Raw genomic sequence first — 16791 nt, 5'->3', positions numbered from 1 at the left:
ATCAAATCGCTTAAAGAATTATCCAGCGAATATGAAGAGAAACCTACTACGAATTAAGCAAGAGACTGTCAGTAAACATTGCTGGCAGTCTTTTCTTCATATATTGCAGACATTGAGCGATACGTACATACTCTATTCTAAAAACGAATGAACACAAGATATAATGTCTGTATAGTTCGTAAATAACTGTGAACAAATCGTTAATTCATTGACATTGCATGTAATTTTAATTAGAATACGAAATGGACTTCAGGTTGAAAACAGATATGAGTATCTTTATGTTTAGTTTAGAGCTTAGCTGTTGAATCTTTTAATCCTAACAACGAATATAGGAGCGACAATATTACAATCCTATATGAAGATTAGGATTTTTTGTTTTTAGCTTTGGAGTATAATTTGAAAGTTGGAGGCTGGCTTTACCATGGACAAATGGTTCAAACTTAAAGAACGAGGCACGACTATCCCCACAGAAATTATCGCAGGGGTTACAACATTCTTCACAATGGTATACATAGTTATCGTAAACCCAGGAATACTCAGCAGCACAGGCATGGACTTTAACGGAGTATTCATAGCAACGGTACTTGCAAGTATTGTGGGAACTCTGATTATGGGAATATGGTCCAATTATCCAATCGTCATTGCGCCGGGTATGGGCCTGAATGCATTCTTTGCCTATAGTGTAGTTGCCGGGTATGGCGTATCTTGGCAAGTTGCACTGGGAGCCGTATTTATAGCAGGGATTTTGTTTATTATTTTATCACTGACTTCATTCCGTTACATGTTGCTAGATGCAATTCCTGCTAGCTTAAAACATGCCATAACCGCAGGGATCGGATTGTTTATTACAACGGTAGGTTTGCAAAATGCCGGGATTATTGCAGATTCAGAATCGAATTTGATTACGATCGGAAATTTGGCTGAGCCAATGGCTTATCTGACCATTATCGGATTGATTATTACCGTTGTGCTGATGGCTTATAATGTGAAAGGTTACCTGTTCATCGGAATGGTGGTAACAGCGATACTTGCCTGGATCATGGGACTATTCCAAATGCCGGAATCGATTGTATCCATGCCGCAAGGCCTCGCGTCAACGGCTTTGCAACTGGATCTAGCAGGTGTATTCTCGAATGGTTTGTATACGATCATATTTACGTTCCTGCTGATCACGCTGTTTGATACGACGGGCACGATGCTCGGCGTTGCTGAACAAGCAGGATTGCTTAAGGATGGTAAATTTCCACGCTCGCGTGGCGCATTATTGGCAGATGCTGTAGGAACAACCTCAGGTGCTTTGCTCGGAACAAGTCCAACATCGGCTTACATCGAATCCAGCACAGGGGTAGCTGCAGGAGGAAGAACGGGACTGACAGCGGTAACGGTAAGTGTACTGCTTGCGCTGACCTTGTTCTTCACACCGATCGTAAGTGTAATATCAAGCATTCCGGCGATTACTTCTCCGGCACTGATTATTGTTGGATACTTTATGATTAACGTTATCAGCAAAATCAAATGGGATGATCTCGAAGAAGCATTTCCTGCCTTCCTGATTATCATCCTTACTCCATTGACGCATAGTATTGCGACAGGCATCGGCGTAGGTTTCATCTTTTATCCGGTACTCAAGCTGCTTCGTGGAAAAGGTAAAGATGTTCATCCAATCTTCTACATTTTTGCGGTATTGTTCTTCATTCAGCTTGTGTTCCTGGACCACTAAAACTGTCTTATCCTATGGAGAACTGCTCTCAACAAGCAGTTCTCTTTTTTATGTAGTTCATACTCCGTTCATATTCCCGTCACGAAGGGGACATCTTCCATGGTTACACTATACCTATGTCGCAAGAGCGGCTCTACAGATATAAACGACAGGAGAAGATGGAAATGGCAGAAGAAGTGGATGTAACAACAACGGGGACTAAGGGCCGTAAAAAACGGTACTTATGGTTGAAAATAATAGGTGGTATTGTCGGCGCGCTGGTGCTGTTCATGGGCATCACGTTTGTCGTTCATACGATAAGTAATGGGTCCGAGAAAAAGAAAATCGAATCGTACGGCCAATATGTCAATGTTGATGGGAAGAATATGAATGTATCCATTCAAGGTAGCGGTGAACAAACCATCGTGTTACTTCCCGGACAAGGAACACCGTCACCAGTACTTGATTTCAAATTGTTAATCGATGAATTAACTTCCGATTACAAAGTTGTGGCGATTGAGCCTTTCGGTTATGGGTTAAGTGACCAAACCGAAACGGAGAGAACCACCGAGAATATTGTTAGTGAAATTCATGAAGCTGTACAGCAACTCGGTATAGATCGTTATATTCTGATGGGGCATTCCATCACGGGTCTGTACGCGGCGACTTATGTGAACACGTATCCGGATGAAGTCTCTGCTTTTGTCGGGATCGATAGCAGTGTTCCGAATCAACCTGGCATGGATGTTAAATTACCTTTGAACCTAATGAAATTCTTTCAAAAATCAGGCTTAATGAGAGTACTCAATAAAGTGAGTGGTGATTCATATGCATCACTTGACTATGATGAACATACCAAAGAACAGATGAAGTTGATTTCGAATCAAGTCTCGACAAATCCGACATTAGTAAATGAGCTTAAACATCTGGGTTCCAATTTCAAAAATGGAGAAAAACTCACGTATCCTAGTGATCTGCCAGTGCTTCTCTTTGTTCAATCCAATAACGAGAAAAACCCGCAGTGGATTCCGTTACATGAAGCACAAGCCAAACAATCCGCGCAGGGCAAAATGATCCCAATGGAAGGTTCACATTACCTGCATCATACGAAATACAAAGAAATTGCCGAGGAATTCAAATCTTACATGAAACAAATCCAATAGGATGATTGATTAATAAACTGCGGTACCGAATCTGGTGCCGTGGTTTTTTGTTATCAGGAGAGGCTAAAATAAAGACTTGACCTTAGGTCAGACCTAAGGTTTATGCTTGTAATATGAAAAACAGCAAAGGTGGTGAATTGGTTGAGTGATGAAATTACGATTAGTGAGCTGGCAAAGCTGATGAAAGTCTCTGTACATCAAATTCGATACTTCGAAGAAAAAGGGGTGTTACACCCTGCTTATATAGCAGAAAACCAATACAGGATGTATGGGGTAGATGAAATTTACCGTCTATCTCATATTTTATTGCTTCGCAAAATGGGACTGTCTGTTCAAATGATCAAGGAATGTTTGAGTAATCTGACAACCATTCAAATCACATCATTATTTCGCCAAGCGTTGGCAGACACGGAAGCAGCCATCACTCAGCTTCAGCAAACAAAGCACCTTATCAGCAAGTTGTTGCATGAGAAAAAGCATATCCCAATTGAGGATCAAGTGACTTATTATATTGATACTCGTGAGGAGATTCACTTATCCCTGTGGTTCCATATGGAAGCTCAAGAGTACTTGCAAGCAAGGCAACTGATCCAACTTAAAGAAAACATTCCCAATTTATTTGAAGCCGACATCCATTATGCGTACGATAAGACGGACACCGTAGGAATTTATACACAAAAGGAGGGAGCGAACGATTTAGTTTTGCCTAGAGGAAAATATCTTTCTTGTCATGTATATGTACAAATTGAAGCTGAACTCAAACAACATATCAACGAATTCTATGCTTATGCAGAACACCAGGGCTATCCGTATCACGGTCCACTTATTATGGTAGAAAAATCTTATTTATCTTTATTCACACCAGAAAAGCTTCATTATGAGCTATTGTTACAAATGATCGAGTAGGGGAGGCACACAGTGACAACTTCCATTCAGATAGAACCCGTTTGTCCCCAGTTTCATCAAGCTGTTGCTGAACTCATGGCTTATGGTTTTGGACACAAATTTCAAAAGATCACTTCATTGTCCATAACTGATCTGGCTTACGTATTTGAACAGTTGCTCAATCATCCGCCCATGGAACAAAGTACTCTTCGTATCATTGCTCGTGAAAATGAGGAGATTGTTGGCACCATGTGTTTGAAATGGAAGGAAGCAGATAACAGAGCAGCAATAACAAGCGTTCGTGCCAATCCTCATTGGTGGAGCCACTGCAATAGAGTTGGCATGTGGAAACTGCTTCAGTTAATCACCGGTTTACATCTGCTGAAGCATACTCCTACATTAGGCGAATGTTATGTGGAAGATCTGGTTGTACATCCACAGCACCAAGGCAAGGGAATTGGTACGCAGTTGCTTCAATGGGCACAGAAATATATGTTGCAATCCAAATCAATGTCATCTCTTAGCTTGCATGTGGCAAGTCAGAATCATCAAGCGATACAGTTATATGAACGCTATCAATTTCGCAAGCAGTATAGCACAAACAGCTTTCTGACCGGCCTGCTCTTAGGCGAAAATCAATGGCATTACATGATTTACAAAGGAGATAGTTATGTTTAATTGGAAAAAACGATACATCTCAGTTATTGTGGCAATCTTACTGATGGTTGGTGCAGGACTGTACATAGTCGATCAAAGTGATTTTGACATGGAGGAACAAACCATTGAAATTCAATCTCCACAGGGTAAGTTAACAGGTACGCTCACGTTACCCAGAAACCATTCAGGCAAGTTAGGTCTAGTACTGTTTATTCACGGTGACGGTCCGATAGACTCTACTCATGGTGAGGGATACAAACCGTTATGGGAGCGACTGGCATCGATTGGGTATGCATCCTTGTCGCTAGATAAACGGGGAATCGGGGGTTCAGAGGGAAACTGGCTAGATCAAAGCATGGATGATCGTGTTGTGGAGGCACAACAAGCAATTGCATGGGCGAAAGAACAATCCATCATTGATGATTCCAAAATAGGCGTATGGGGTGCCAGCCAAGCAGGCTGGGTGATTCCTAAGCTTGCTGGGAAAGAACATCTCGCCTTCAGTATCTTGGTATCACCAGCGATAAACTGGTTGGAACAGGGAGAATACAACACACGTAGCCAAATGGCGAAAGACGGTCATTCCACGGAGGAGATTCAAAATCAGGTCGATTATGAAAACCAGATTAAAGAGATTTTAAAGAAACATGGCACATATGAAGAGTACACCAAGATTGCTCGAGAGCATGATCTGATTTCCAAAGAACGCTGGAACTTCATAAAGAAAAATTTTGCTTCAGATGCCACGGCGGATTTGCATCATTTCAAAACCCCGGTACTCCTTCTGCTTGGAGAAGATGATGTGAATGTGGACATTGTTGATACAGAGCAAGCATACCGTAAAGGAATTCAGCCATCTTCCTTGCTTCATGTGAAAATCTTCTCTAATACAGAACATTCGATGTTACCAACCTCTATTGCAGGCTCGGAATGGAAACAATCACTACGATTTCTGTTTGCTCCGAGAAGCATTACAGTGGATGGGTATATGGATGAAATAGAACATATGTTGACCGCTTTTTCCTTATAACAGAGGGTTTACGATCTCTTCGTATCACCAAATAGATAATTTTCATTTCGAAATGAAAGAGCAGGGTCAGGGAGCGCCCTTATCCTGCCTTTTTGCGTGTTATACGTTAACTACTGTGCCAAATGTTCCAGATCCGGCTGCAATTTGGTCCGCAAAACATATAACATAATGGCCCCAACTAGGAACGCCATGGCATCCGCAATAACGAGCGACCAGATCACTCCATGAAAGCCATTCATTTGATTAGCGATATACAATATAGGAATTAGTGTAATCCCTTGAATTATGGACATAACAAACGCGGCGGTTCCTTGGGCTGTTGCTTGGAAGATCCCCATAAACAAAGAAGTCATTCCTGTAATAAACAAGGATAAGAAGGTTACATGAAGAATGTAGCTACCCATTTCAATTAATTGCGGGTCAGTCGTAAATAAACCAATCAAGTGGTCAGAGATCAGATAAACGATAACACCAAACAGGACGGCTAGGCCCAAAATAGCTTTGATCGTGAATCCAATCGTTTGTTTCATGCGTAATTTGTTCGCTGTGAATGAGAAGGCAATCAACGGCACAACTCCCTCGCACAAGCCCATCAGAATAAACTCAGGAAATTGCAATAAACGTGATGAGATTCCATACCCCGCAACGGCCTGATCCCCATATTCGACAAGAAAAAGGTTAAGAATAAGCGACATTGCACCCAAGAAGACACTCATAACAAAGACGGGAACACCGATTTTGAACACATTGCTCAGGATGTCCTTGGTCACCTTGAACCATTTCAGGGAGACGGTTAAGAATTGACTCTTATAACTCATATGGTAAGCGTAAAATGCACTCGCAACCAAGTTGGAGATGACGGTAGCAGATGCAACGCCAATCACGCCCCAATGGAAGACAAAAATGAATAGTGCATCGAGGATAATATTTATAACAACACTGAGAATCATACCGGTCATAGAAGTCATTGCTGAACCTTCTGAGCGCACGATATTCTCCAGGGTGAAGAATAAGATGACGAAGGGTGAACCCATAAGCATAATCGTGACATACTCTTTCGTAAATCCGAAGGACTCTGGCGTTGCCCCCAGCCCATGAACGATTGGTTCAATCAGCGGGAGCCCAACGGCCATCACAATAATTCCGAGAACTAAACTGCTGTAAAAGGCAAATGAAGATACATGCTTCAGATCATCTACTTTTTTCTCTCCCAGCAAACGGGAGATGAATGTGCCGCTGCCTATACCAATTAAATTACCAAGGGCCATGATAACCGCGAATAAAGGTAAAGTTAATGCGAGTGCGGTTAACATTGCCGTATTACCCAGTGTGCCAAGGAAATAGGCATTCAAGATGGAGTAAATAACACTCATTGACGTGCCTAGCATCATTGGGACAGCAAAATGAGCTACGGCTTTGGCGATTGGTGCTTTTTCAAAGTAATGGAGGTTTTCTGCATCCATGTGGGTCACTACTTTCTTCGTTAATATTGATCTAATCTAACACCGTTAGATTGAACCTTACAGTGTTAGATGTTATCATGAACTTATGAACCTGTAAAGCATAAACTTACACTGTTAGATAAAAGGGCGGATACCGATGAAAAAACAACAGCCTCAGATTTCAGAAGATAAGATTTTGGAAATTTCGTGGGAGCTTCTCGGGGAAGAGGGCATCGAGAAATTCAGCATGAGACGCTTGGCAGACAAGTTGGGGATTCAGGCTCCATCTCTATACTGGTACTTCAAGAGCAAGCAGACGCTCTACCAGCGTCTGGCCAACCAGATATCGAAAATTATTCTGGACGAGTTTCATACTGAAGGGGACTGGAAGGAGCAGATGGAGGGGCTTGCGGTGACGGTACGGAGTGTGCTCAGCAGATACCCGTGCTCCACACAGCTCATGATGATGACGTTGCCCCATGAACCGGACATGATCCGCTTCACCAACCGCATGTTGCTCTGCATGGAATCAACGCCATTAGAGCAAGAGCAGAAATTACAAGCCGTTCTTACACTGGTCAACTATGTATTCTATTTCGTACTGGATGATTATCAGCATCAGCGCAATATCTCTGCTGTTATTAAGGACCAGGAAGCACTTCAGGGTGAAGAGATGATCCACCTTCTGGACTCTATGAGTGAGAAGGAAGCTGGACTCTTTAGCAGGATGTATAAGAATGGTCTGTTTGAGGTGATGGGAACCGACGGAGCTTTCGAGTTCGGCTTGAAGCTTATTTTGCTCGGGATTGAACAAGTCATAAAGAAACCCACCGAGAATTAAACTCCGGTGGGTTTCTTCTTATACTAACGTTAATCCCTTTATCAGTCTAAAATTTAGCCTGAATTTCTTTTAAAAACAAATCTGCAGCAGTCGAAAAGACCTGATGTTTTTTCCAAACGATATTTAAGCCAGATTCAAGTCTTGGCTCTAGCGGTCTAAAACAAAGGTTGCTTTCACTAGACGTATTCACTATTTTATCAAGTGTTAGTGCATAACCAATGCCTTCTTCAACCATAATGGCAGCATTATATGCAAGATTGTATGTAGTAACGACGTTTAATTTGTCAAAATCTTCACCAAACCAGTCCGCAAATTCATTTTTCGAAAATGTCTGCTTCATTGACTGTCGTGAACAGATCAGTGGAACATGTAATAAGTCTGTAGATCGAATCGTATCTTTGGAGGCGAGTGGACTTTCTTTTCTCATAACCACTCCCCAAACATCCTTGTCCGAGAAGTTGATATAGTTATATTTGGAGACATCCGCTGGCTGGATTAGAATACCGAAGTCAAGGAGTCCCTTGTCAAGCCGCTCAGTTACATCATCTTCGTTACCGCTGTATAGGTGATAGCGTATATTGGGATATTTATTCTGAACTTCTTTTGCCACTCTTGCAATCTGTTTCATGGCTTCCGTTTCTCCACCGCCTATATAAATATCTCCACTTATGGTTTCTTCCATGGATTCAAATTCTGCCTCTAATTTATCGACCATACCCACAATTTCTTCAGCCCTATTTCTTAAAAGCATACCTTCATCTGTGAGAACAATACTGTAACTACTGCGAATAAATAATTTCTTTCCCAACTCTTGCTCGAGGTCTTTCAATTGTCTGGACAAGGTGGGCTGCGTAACATGCAAGAAATCAGCAGCGCGTGTAATACTTCCTTCTCTGGCGACTGTAAGAAAATAACGCAATACTCTAATCTCCATCGTAACTCCTCCTTTATCCTTTATATTCTACAATAAACCTTACAGAAATGCCTTTCAAGCATAACTTGTTATAAGATATGAGTATTTGCTATGTGGTGTATAAACGCTAAACTAAAAAGCAAGGCAACTGGAGAAGAAAATGAAAGGAATGAATGATATGGATAAGACAAAAGTATGGTTTATCACTGGCGCTGGTCGAGGTATGGGCACAACTATTGCGAAGGCTGCTTTAACTGCTGATGCAGAGCAGAAAATTGCCAACCTTCAGACAGAGATCAATGCTTACCGGGATCTCTCTAAATCCATGGCATATGACAACTAAACGAAATCACCTGCTTGTATTCATTCTGACCTTTGGTGTATTCAGTATTTTAAATACGGAGATGGGCGTAATCGGAATCTTGCCTTTGATTGCAGAACATTACGAGGTCAGTATCTCAACCGCTGGTTTGATCGTGAGTCTTTTTGCGCTTGCGGTTGCTATATCTGGCCCCATTTTGCCCTTATTATTTTCGGGCATGAACCGCAAGCATGTCATGTTGTTTGTACTTGGCATTTTTATTGTGGGCAGCCTGGTCTCCGCCATCACATCAAACTTTACGGTATTGGTCATTGCACGTGTCGTTCCGGCTTTTTTCCATCCGGTCTATTGCTCATTGGCATTTACGGTCGCAGCGGCGTCAGTCCCCAAGGAAGAAGCGCCGAAGGCAGTGGCTAAAGTATTTGTAGGCGTGTCGGCAGGCATGGTACTTGGAGTACCCCTTTCGAGCTTGATTGCCACCAGCACATCGTTGTTCTATGCGATGTTGTTCTTTGCCGCCGTAACGATCGTTGCATTTGTAGCAACACTTCTTTTTGTGCCCTCAATGCCAGTTACGAAAAGAATCTCTATGGGTACTCATCTGTATGTATTGAGAAGATCCGTGATGTGGCTATCCATTGCTGGCGTGATTTTCATGAACGGAGCTGTATTTGGGGTCTATAGTTACCTTGCCGAGTTTCTGAAAACCGTGACAAGATATGACTGGAACACCGTCAGTGTGTTGTTATTTCTATATGGCTTGGCCAATATGGTTGGGAACATGATAGCAGGGAAACTGCTCGCTAATTTCCCTTTGAGAACGATCAAGATGTATCCCATTGCATTAATAACGGTATACATCTTGTTGTTCACCTTCGGACAATTCAGTGTGCCAACAGCCTTCCTTATTTTCATTTGGGGGATCATAGGAGGCATAGGGGGCAATATCACTCAATATTGGGTGGTATCGGCAGCACCAGAGGCACCCGAACTGTCGAATGGGATCTTTCTAACCTCTTCCAACCTGGGAACAACACTTGGTGCTAGTGTATGTGGACTAATCGTAACTGGAATAAGTACACAATATATTGTAGTTGGAGGAATCGTGTTCCTTATCTTTAGTATCGTAACGAATTACTTCAGAATCTCCATGTCTGGCCGATTCGAGGGTTCCAAAATTGGAGGATAAGAGGCGGATGTAGTGTTAGCCGTTATACATTACCGTTTCGGCATTTTACTCTCATCCATATACAACAGGTTCCAGCGGTGACCGTCCAGGTCGGCAAATCCCGCGCCGTACATCCAACCGTCTATTTCACCAGGCTTGCCAAAGATGGTTCCTCCAGCTAACTCGACTTTTTTAATAAAAGCATCAACTTCTTCTCTGCTGTCAGCACCAATGGAAAATATCACTTCTGCGCTATGGGAAGTATCTGCGGTTTTGGCACCTGTAAATTTCTCGAAGGTTGCATCCGGAAACAGGAGAATCGTTGTTGAGCCTATGACAAGCTGGGCTCTCTCATTGCCAACATTCTCCCCATGGAATCCAATCTCATTGAAAAAGGTAGTGGATTTCACAACATCTTTCACCGGCAGGTTCATCCAGATTTTTTGTGACATGGCAGTAGCCTCCTAGAGTATATTTTCGACACTCTTACTATACTCTACCTCAATTCAAAATTACATAATCAGTTCAAAAACCAAACCAAAAGAGCAATCTCCAATGAGGTTGCTCTTTTGGTCATGGCTTATTTTGCCTAACGGTGTATACGCAGTTTCTTCCTCCGGCTAGAATGTATTCTCCCCGTTCAATATGAACATTATCGCCTAGAACTGTTTTGAATAAATGTAACTCATTCTTGCATAACCCGGTACATACCGCGGCCGCTTCACAGATCGGACAATGCTTCTCAATGAATAGGAGACTGCCATCATCCTGCTCCTTAACCTCGGCCATATAACCTTCATTCGTACGAATTTCGGACAATTTCTCCAATTTCTCTCTGACTCCTGATGCATTTCCAAGCTGCTGAAGATATCGTTCTTGCATATTTTTATTCCGAACATCCAACAGCTTGTCCAGCCCTTCATTACCAAAGGCTTCCTTCATCGAATGGATGAGGCTGACGGATAAATCCGAATATCCGCTTGGAAAAAAACGATTAGCCGCGGGAGTTAATATCCATAGCTTGGTGGGGCGACCCATGGGACGGGCCTCTTCCACAGTGGTTACCAATCCTTCTTCTTTTAGCGCATTCAGATGTTGCCGAATAGCCATTCCAGATAACGAAAACTGAGTGGAGAGAGTGACAACATCCATTCCCCCGCGCTCTTTTAACAGATTAATAATTGCTCTCCGGGTACTGGTCGAGGCATCCTTTTTGGTTTGATTTCCGCTCATGGTGCACCTCCTTTTGAAACAACTGAATCTTCATGACTAACTACATTTTAAACGAAAATGTTGACAAAGTCAAAGCCGAACTGTAGCTTATACATTATAAACAAAAATGTTTACTAAGTATCCGGATACGATGTATGCATACAAATTTCTTGGAGGTTACATTTCATGTCGTCTAATCATCAAAGTATTTTCAGCCCGCGTTATTTTGCACTAACCATAGGAATTATTTTATCAGTGATGGCCGTTGGATTCGAAGGTCTATCCGTAACCACCATTGCTCCTTCGATTGCTGGAGACTTGAACGGCCTTAGCCTGTTCGGATGGATATTCAGTACATATCTGCTTGCGCAGATTATTGGAACGCTGGTCGTCGGTCGAATCATTGATAAAAGAGGACCTGCAGCACCGTTCACTTTTGCACTTCTGTTGTTTATCGTAGGGCTGATCGCTGCCGCAACCGCAGGCGACATGTATACCATGATAGGATCACGGGCTCTACAGGGTTTGGGTGCCGGAGCTATGATGACTTGTGTGTATACAGCTATATCGTTAAGTTACCCGGATGAGTTACGTGCCAAAATTCTTGGAGCATTTGGTACTGCCTATGTTCTTCCGTCCATGCTCGGTCCATATGTAGCAGGAGTTATCGCAGATCAGTGGTCCTGGCGCTTTGTTTTCTGGGGGATCTTACCTGTGCTGGTGGTTTCAGCATTGCTTAGTTTACCTGCCTTTAGGAAATTAAAAGTGCAGAAGACGGGAGGGGATAGCGGATCTTCATCCACTTGGATGGCGTTACTCTTAACGTTGGGTACAGGGATTTTCCTGGTTGGTCTAAGTAGGCTTCCGAGCATTATGGGATTTGTTTTAGTCGTGATTGGCCTAGTATTGATGATATTTCCTCTCCGTAAATTGCTACCGAAGGGAACACTTACGTTGCGCAGAGGAATGCCAGCTATTTTGGCAACACGTGGATTGTTCTTCGCTGCCTATACTAGTACACAGAATTTCCTGGTATTGGCTCTAATCGATGTGAAAGGAATTACACCTTCTCAGGCCGGATTAATTGTGGCGAGTGCTGCATTAAGTTGGTGTATCATTGCGTATCTGCAAGGACGGTGGGATGCGGCAGATCAGGGCAGTGGACGTCATATGAGAATTATTCTTGGCGTAATGTTACTTGCCATAGGGATTGCCATCGTATTTTGGGTACCTGTTGTGACCGTTACCATTGCAGTTATTGGGCAGATCATTGCAGGAGTTGGTATTGGATTGGCGCATCCGATTAGTGGTGTTGTCGCATTTTCCCAAACGGGGGAAGAAGGCGTGGGTCAAACCTCGGCAAATCTGCAATTTGCAGATTCTTTTACACCTGGTGTAGTGATCGGCATTGGTGGTTCCATTCTTGTCGTGTGTCAGGCTGGCGGTATGTCACTTCAATCCGGCTTAATTGTAGCCATGGGTTTCCATCTCTTGTTAATCGTCACGAGTATCATTGCCAGCACTCGGATCTCAACACGCGGATGAATAAGAAAGTGGGTGTACAGACCATTGCTCACTGAAGATCCGAATAAACTATTTACAGCTTATCGCATCATCGGAACGAAATGGACGATCCATATTTTATGTGCTCTGTCTCAAGGCCCGAAGAGATTTGGTGAAATATTCGATAACATTCCTTCCATTTCCGAAATGATCCTCTCCAGACGTTTAAAGGGTCTTCAACATGATCATTTGGTCAAAAGAACAATACGAACACGCCCTACACAAATTATTTATGAACTTACGCCAAAAGGAGCTGCTCTTGCAGCATTCATACCCTGTCTAATGGACTGGGATACTAAATTTCAAAATGATACCACCGGGAGGAATAAAGATGATCATTGAGGTCAGTGATACAGCATCGGACAAAATCGTTGAGATCTTATCAAGTGCGGATATCCAAAATGCCTTTCTTAGAGTAGGCGTTGATGAAGGGGGATGCAGTGGTTTGTCTTATACCCTTATCGTGGATGAACAGCAGGCAGAAGAAGACATTGTGTTAAATAAAAAGCAATTTAAGATATTGGTTCACGCGAACAGTATTCCATATATTGATGGTCTTGAGATTGACTATGAAGAGAGCGGAATGTTAGGCGGATTCACCATGAATAATCCAAATGCCAAAGTTTCGTGTGGATGCGGGGCCAGTTTCAGAATGGCCAATTATCGTGGCGAAGTGAAAAAATGTGACTGAACTGAAGGAAGGAGTGCAGAGCAATGATCTCATTTGTAATATCTGACCAAGCAATCGATTCATTTAAGAATGAATGGGAATTGGAAGAGGACCAATATGTAAGGATTTATGCAAAATATGTTGGAGGAGGCTCCGATGCTTTTACAATTGGCATAAATGCGAGTGCTACACCGGTCGATCCCGCTTTGGTTCAATCCATTGGAGGATTTCATTTCTTTGTTGAAAAAACAGATGCCTGGATCCTGGAGGATGAACTTCTCCAAATTGACTGTAATGAAGATGGCATATTTTCAAGCAAAATCTCCTATTGAACATGGGGCACCTATTCTAGACCATAATCTTACTTTTTAAACATTTAACTTTACAAAGTATAACACTTCATGTATATTCAGGAAGTAAAAAGGTTTATTTTACCATAATATCCATCAAATTATGGAGGTGTAGAAGACAAACAACAATCAGATTGGGATTTTTGATGCTCAGTACAGGGCGCCTACAATTGGGATTATGCTGGTTTTGGCAACCGTAGCTTTTGAAGGACTGGCTATCACAACGATTGCTGCGAAAATGGCACAAAGTTTAGATGGTATTCATTTATACGGTTGGATCTTCAGCGCATTTTTGTTATCTCAGCTTATTGGAACTTTGGTTATGGGTCAGCAGATTGACAAGCGCGGCGTTTTTACATCCATGCTGATGTCTTTTAGTGTTTTTGTGTTAGGAACTGTGGTCTCCGCTATTTCTTTCGATATGCACATGCTTATTGCCGGAAGAGCCCTTCAAGGTTTTGGAGCGGGGGCCCTGATCACATGTGTTTATACCTGTGTGACGTTACATTATCCAGATACGCTTCGTACTCAAATCCTGGCCGCATTCTCTATGGCATTTGTCCTACCAACCTTAATCGGACCTTATGCAGCAGGCCTTATTGCTTCCTACATCTCGTGGCGATATGTTTTCTGGATCGTTTTACCCTTGATTGGAATAGCGCTCAGTCTCACATTCCGTTCTTTCCGTAATTTGCAGCTTCAGCAAGATCTGTCAGGTCCAGCGCGAGCAACTGACTCAAAGATTATGTATGCGATTCTGCTTGCGGTTGGAACGGGGCTGTTACTCACAGGACTTGGTATGATAACCGATTGGAAAGGCATAGTACTCACTTTGGCTGGATTAGTCATCATGATCACACCAATGCGTAAATTGCTGCCAGTAGGGACTTTTTCGGTAAAAAAAGGGTTGCCTGCTACTTTGGTTTCGAGAGGGCTATATGTTGCTTGTTATTTTACAACGGAAAGTTTTGTGATCTTGGCACTAACCGAAGTGAAGGGGTTATCAGCTGACCTTGCTGGCCTCATCGTAGCAGCAGGTTCTCTGAGTTGGTCCGCCGCAGCGTGGTTACAAGCCAAGCTTGATGCACGAGATCAAGGTCGTGCCCGAAAGGGTAGGGTCATGACGGGCATTGGGATTATGATCGTTGGAACTGCACTTGTGATCCTGGCTCTTATTTTGACGGACGGCGGGATTATACTCATCCTTCTCTCACAAATGATTACAGGGTTCGGTGTTGGATTGGCCAACCCTACAACAGCAGCCATTGCTTTACAACATGCCTTGCCCAGGAAAGAGGGAGAAATGTCTGCGAATCTGCAATTTGTGGATTCCTTCTATATGGGCGTAAGCATTGGAGTTGGTGGCGCTCTGATTGCCTTGTCCGAAACGTTACAGTGGGGCATATCGACAGGTGTTTTGATCGTGTTAACACTGCAATTATTATGGGTCTTGTTAAGTTTCTTGGCATCACTACGAATTACCAAACTCGTTCATCAAGAACATCATCCAATCAACCAAGTGAAGGACAACATCTCCATGTAACGGATGACGACCGCGTCGTTAAATACATCACGAAGAACGGGGGGACTAATTGCATTGGGAGGTGGGTAAGATGGCACGTGTATTAGTAGTCATTACTCCAGCTGAAGGACATGTGAATCCATCGTTAGGGTTAGTTACTCAGTTGATAGACAATGGTGAGGAAGTCATCTATGTGTGCACGGAGGAGTACCGTTCCCGAATTGAACAAACCGGTGCCCAGATCATTACCTATCCGTTTCCACAAGATGCCTTCTCTCATGATCCAGTGTTGAAACCCCAAGAATACAAGCATTCTTATCAGTTCATTTATATGATGGTAAGCGGTATTATCCGGAGGGTCATCCCCAATGTGCTACAGGTGATCGAGGATCAAAAGTTCGATTATATGATCTTTGATTCCCTGATGGGATGGGGAGGGACTATTCTTGCAGAAAAACTGGGAATTCCTGCGGTGTGCTCGATTGCGTCCTTTGCTTTTGTGGAGCCTCTGGGATCTAGCTCAGTTCTGAATGAGACGGAGACGAAGGAGCTTTATGAGGCTACGATGAAGATCACAACGGAGTTAGCTGAAGAGCTTCAAGTGAGTATTCCAGCCATGGAAGAGATTCCGGCACATACAGGTCAGTTAAAGCTCGTGTACACCAGCCGTTATTTTCAGCCGCAGGCAGAAAAGCTGGATGATCGTTTTATTTTCACGGGTCCTTCGATCATAACACGTCAAGATGCTCCGGCCTTCTCGTTTGAGTTGCTCCGTGAACGGTACCCGCAAACCGTGTACATTGCTATGGGTACGATTTTAAATAAAAATTTGGATTTCTATCAGCTTTGTTTTGAAGCATTAGGGGACCTACCCGTGAATGTTGTTTTATCTTCAGGAAAGTACACGGACATGACGCCGCTGGTGGATCAAATACCTCCTAATTTTATCGTCAAGCCATACATTGCCCAGTTGGACATGTTGCAGCATACCGATGTTTTTATTACACACGCTGGAATGAACAGCACAAGTGAGGCGTTATATTATAACGTTCCAATGGTGATGATTCCATTAACATCGGATCAGCCTCTTGTCGCCAATCGGGTACAGGAGTTGGGCGCGGGTATTACTTTAAATAAACATAATCTCAGTGCAACTAATTTGAGAGAGGCATTAACAGAAGTACTACACAATTCACTTTATAGACGGCAGGCTTACCTCATTGGTGAATCTCTAAGGCAGGCAGGCGGTTACAAGCGAGCTGCCGAAATGATTATGAGTCATATGGGTTCAGATCGGAAAAGTTACACAATTTAAATGGTTTTCCATTCAAAGTCGCTTAATAAGCGGCTTTTT

18 protein-coding genes are annotated in these 16791 nt (G+C 42.9%); 14 read left to right on the top strand and 4 right to left on the bottom strand.

The genetic code is table 11. From position 1 onward, the window contains the following. Positions 1-421 precede the first annotated feature (421 nt). The 5 genes from MKY28_RS10605 (at position 422) to MKY28_RS10585 (ending at position 5434) form a co-directional block, all read left to right on the top strand. Positions 422-1720, top strand: coding sequence for an NCS2 family permease (locus MKY28_RS10605; RefSeq protein ID WP_017688352.1), 1299 nt, complete (start codon positions 422-424; stop codon positions 1718-1720). A 164-nt stretch (positions 1721-1884) separates the two neighbouring features. After that, positions 1885-2862 carry an alpha/beta hydrolase gene (locus MKY28_RS10600; RefSeq protein WP_340017469.1) on the top strand — a complete coding sequence of 326 codons (978 nt, stop codon included), beginning with the start codon at positions 1885-1887 and terminating at the stop codon, positions 2860-2862. A 141-nt stretch (positions 2863-3003) separates the two neighbouring features. After that, positions 3004-3768: a helix-turn-helix domain-containing protein gene (locus tag MKY28_RS10595; RefSeq protein ID WP_445670891.1), complete on the top strand. Its 765-nt coding sequence runs from the start codon at positions 3004-3006 to the stop codon at positions 3766-3768. A 12-nt stretch (positions 3769-3780) separates the two neighbouring features. Further along, on the top strand, positions 3781-4425 hold the full coding sequence (locus tag MKY28_RS10590) for a GNAT family N-acetyltransferase (protein ID WP_338706052.1): 645 nt from the start codon (positions 3781-3783) through the stop codon (positions 4423-4425). Beyond that, the gene (locus MKY28_RS10585; protein WP_340935910.1) at positions 4418-5434 is read left to right on the top strand and encodes an alpha/beta hydrolase family protein; all 1017 of its coding nucleotides are present in this window, start codon (positions 4418-4420) and stop codon (positions 5432-5434) included. Before MKY28_RS10590 ends, MKY28_RS10585 begins: the two co-directional genes overlap by 8 nt. Before the next feature lie 110 nt (positions 5435-5544). On the opposite strand, the gene MKY28_RS10580 is transcribed toward MKY28_RS10585, so the two are convergent. Next, positions 5545-6897 (bottom strand): MATE family efflux transporter, encoded by a 1353-nt coding sequence (locus tag MKY28_RS10580; RefSeq protein WP_340935909.1) that lies wholly within the window; start codon positions 6895-6897, stop codon positions 5545-5547. Positions 6898-7033: 136 nt separating this feature from the next. Between MKY28_RS10580 and MKY28_RS10575 the strand changes: the two genes are divergently transcribed. Continuing rightward, entirely contained in the window at positions 7034-7717 is a 684-nt protein-coding gene (locus tag MKY28_RS10575) for a TetR/AcrR family transcriptional regulator C-terminal domain-containing protein (RefSeq protein ID WP_036671320.1), read from the top strand. Between the two features lie 46 nt (positions 7718-7763). Here MKY28_RS10575 and MKY28_RS10570 read toward each other — a convergent pair whose 3' ends face one another. Then, positions 7764-8651: a LysR family transcriptional regulator gene (locus MKY28_RS10570; RefSeq protein ID WP_340935908.1), complete on the bottom strand. Its 888-nt coding sequence runs from the start codon at positions 8649-8651 to the stop codon at positions 7764-7766. A 157-nt stretch (positions 8652-8808) separates the two neighbouring features. On the opposite strand from MKY28_RS10570, the gene MKY28_RS10565 reads away from it, so the two are divergent. Both MKY28_RS10565 and MKY28_RS10560 read left to right on the top strand, forming a co-directional pair. Next, a complete protein-coding gene (locus tag MKY28_RS10565; protein WP_340935907.1) occupies positions 8809-8973 on the top strand; it encodes a hypothetical protein in 165 nt (54 codons plus the stop codon). Next, on the top strand, positions 8963-10141 hold the full coding sequence (locus MKY28_RS10560) for an MFS transporter (protein WP_340935906.1): 1179 nt from the start codon (positions 8963-8965) through the stop codon (positions 10139-10141). Before MKY28_RS10565 ends, MKY28_RS10560 begins: the two co-directional genes overlap by 11 nt. 29 nt (positions 10142-10170) lie before the next feature. Here the strand turns inward: MKY28_RS10560 and MKY28_RS10555 are convergent, their stop codons facing one another. Then, positions 10171-10572, bottom strand: coding sequence for a VOC family protein (locus tag MKY28_RS10555; RefSeq protein ID WP_076327549.1), 402 nt, complete (start codon positions 10570-10572; stop codon positions 10171-10173). A 121-nt stretch (positions 10573-10693) separates the two neighbouring features. Then, positions 10694-11353, bottom strand: a complete 660-nt coding sequence (locus MKY28_RS10550; protein ID WP_340935905.1) for a helix-turn-helix transcriptional regulator — start codon at positions 11351-11353, stop codon at positions 10694-10696. Between the two features lie 165 nt (positions 11354-11518). Here MKY28_RS10550 and MKY28_RS10545 point away from each other — a divergent pair, with 165 nt between their 5' ends. The 6 genes from MKY28_RS10545 to MKY28_RS10520 all read left to right on the top strand — a co-directional run bounded on the left by MKY28_RS10545 (position 11519) and on the right by MKY28_RS10520 (position 16752). Continuing rightward, a complete protein-coding gene (locus tag MKY28_RS10545; RefSeq protein ID WP_036615592.1) occupies positions 11519-12877 on the top strand; it encodes an MFS transporter in 1359 nt (452 codons plus the stop codon). 24 nt (positions 12878-12901) lie between these two features. Further along, positions 12902-13237 carry a winged helix-turn-helix transcriptional regulator gene (locus MKY28_RS10540; protein WP_047843063.1) on the top strand — a complete coding sequence of 112 codons (336 nt, stop codon included), beginning with the start codon at positions 12902-12904 and terminating at the stop codon, positions 13235-13237. Further along, complete coding sequence (locus MKY28_RS10535) at positions 13227-13586, top strand: HesB/IscA family protein (RefSeq protein ID WP_017688344.1); 360 nt, start codon at positions 13227-13229, stop codon at positions 13584-13586. Before MKY28_RS10540 ends, MKY28_RS10535 begins: the two co-directional genes overlap by 11 nt. A gap of 23 nt (positions 13587-13609) precedes the next feature. Beyond that, a complete protein-coding gene (locus MKY28_RS10530; protein ID WP_076327548.1) occupies positions 13610-13897 on the top strand; it encodes a HesB/YadR/YfhF family protein in 288 nt (95 codons plus the stop codon). 196 nt (positions 13898-14093) lie between these two features. Beyond that, positions 14094-15458, top strand: a complete 1365-nt coding sequence (locus MKY28_RS10525) for an MFS transporter (protein ID WP_340935904.1) — start codon at positions 14094-14096, stop codon at positions 15456-15458. A 70-nt stretch (positions 15459-15528) separates the two neighbouring features. Further along, positions 15529-16752, top strand: a complete 1224-nt coding sequence (locus MKY28_RS10520) for a macrolide family glycosyltransferase (protein ID WP_340935903.1) — start codon at positions 15529-15531, stop codon at positions 16750-16752. Positions 16753-16791: the final 39 nt, after the last annotated feature.

This window comes from Paenibacillus sp. FSL R5-0473 (assembly GCF_038004565.1).
Classification (GTDB): Bacteria; Bacillota; Bacilli; order Paenibacillales; family Paenibacillaceae; genus Paenibacillus; species Paenibacillus amylolyticus.
This window is presented reverse-complemented; position numbering and strand designations above follow the sequence as displayed.

What these genes read in the sequence shown, in the direction of transcription:
- MKY28_RS10605 (WP_017688352.1), top strand. Translation starts at nt 422, where the DNA reads ATGGACAAATGGTTCAAACTTAAAGAACGAGGCACGACTATCCCCACA.
- MKY28_RS10600 (WP_340017469.1), top strand. Translation starts at nt 1,885, where the DNA reads ATGGCAGAAGAAGTGGATGTAACAACAACGGGGACTAAGGGCCGTAAA.
- MKY28_RS10585 (WP_340935910.1), top strand. Translation starts at nt 4,418, where the DNA reads ATGTTTAATTGGAAAAAACGATACATCTCAGTTATTGTGGCAATCTTA.
- MKY28_RS10580 (WP_340935909.1), bottom strand. Translation starts at nt 6,897, where the DNA reads ATGGATGCAGAAAACCTCCATTACTTTGAAAAAGCACCAATCGCCAAA.
- MKY28_RS10575 (WP_036671320.1), top strand. Translation starts at nt 7,034, where the DNA reads ATGAAAAAACAACAGCCTCAGATTTCAGAAGATAAGATTTTGGAAATT.
- MKY28_RS10570 (WP_340935908.1), bottom strand. Translation starts at nt 8,651, where the DNA reads ATGGAGATTAGAGTATTGCGTTATTTTCTTACAGTCGCCAGAGAAGGA.
- MKY28_RS10565 (WP_340935907.1), top strand. Translation starts at nt 8,809, where the DNA reads ATGGATAAGACAAAAGTATGGTTTATCACTGGCGCTGGTCGAGGTATG.
- MKY28_RS10560 (WP_340935906.1), top strand. Translation starts at nt 8,963, where the DNA reads ATGACAACTAAACGAAATCACCTGCTTGTATTCATTCTGACCTTTGGT.
- MKY28_RS10555 (WP_076327549.1), bottom strand. Translation starts at nt 10,572, where the DNA reads ATGTCACAAAAAATCTGGATGAACCTGCCGGTGAAAGATGTTGTGAAA.
- MKY28_RS10550 (WP_340935905.1), bottom strand. Translation starts at nt 11,353, where the DNA reads ATGAGCGGAAATCAAACCAAAAAGGATGCCTCGACCAGTACCCGGAGA.
- MKY28_RS10545 (WP_036615592.1), top strand. Translation starts at nt 11,519, where the DNA reads ATGTCGTCTAATCATCAAAGTATTTTCAGCCCGCGTTATTTTGCACTA.
- MKY28_RS10535 (WP_017688344.1), top strand. Translation starts at nt 13,227, where the DNA reads ATGATCATTGAGGTCAGTGATACAGCATCGGACAAAATCGTTGAGATC.
- MKY28_RS10530 (WP_076327548.1), top strand. Translation starts at nt 13,610, where the DNA reads ATGATCTCATTTGTAATATCTGACCAAGCAATCGATTCATTTAAGAAT.
- MKY28_RS10525 (WP_340935904.1), top strand. Translation starts at nt 14,094, where the DNA reads ATGCTGGTTTTGGCAACCGTAGCTTTTGAAGGACTGGCTATCACAACG.
- MKY28_RS10520 (WP_340935903.1), top strand. Translation starts at nt 15,529, where the DNA reads ATGGCACGTGTATTAGTAGTCATTACTCCAGCTGAAGGACATGTGAAT.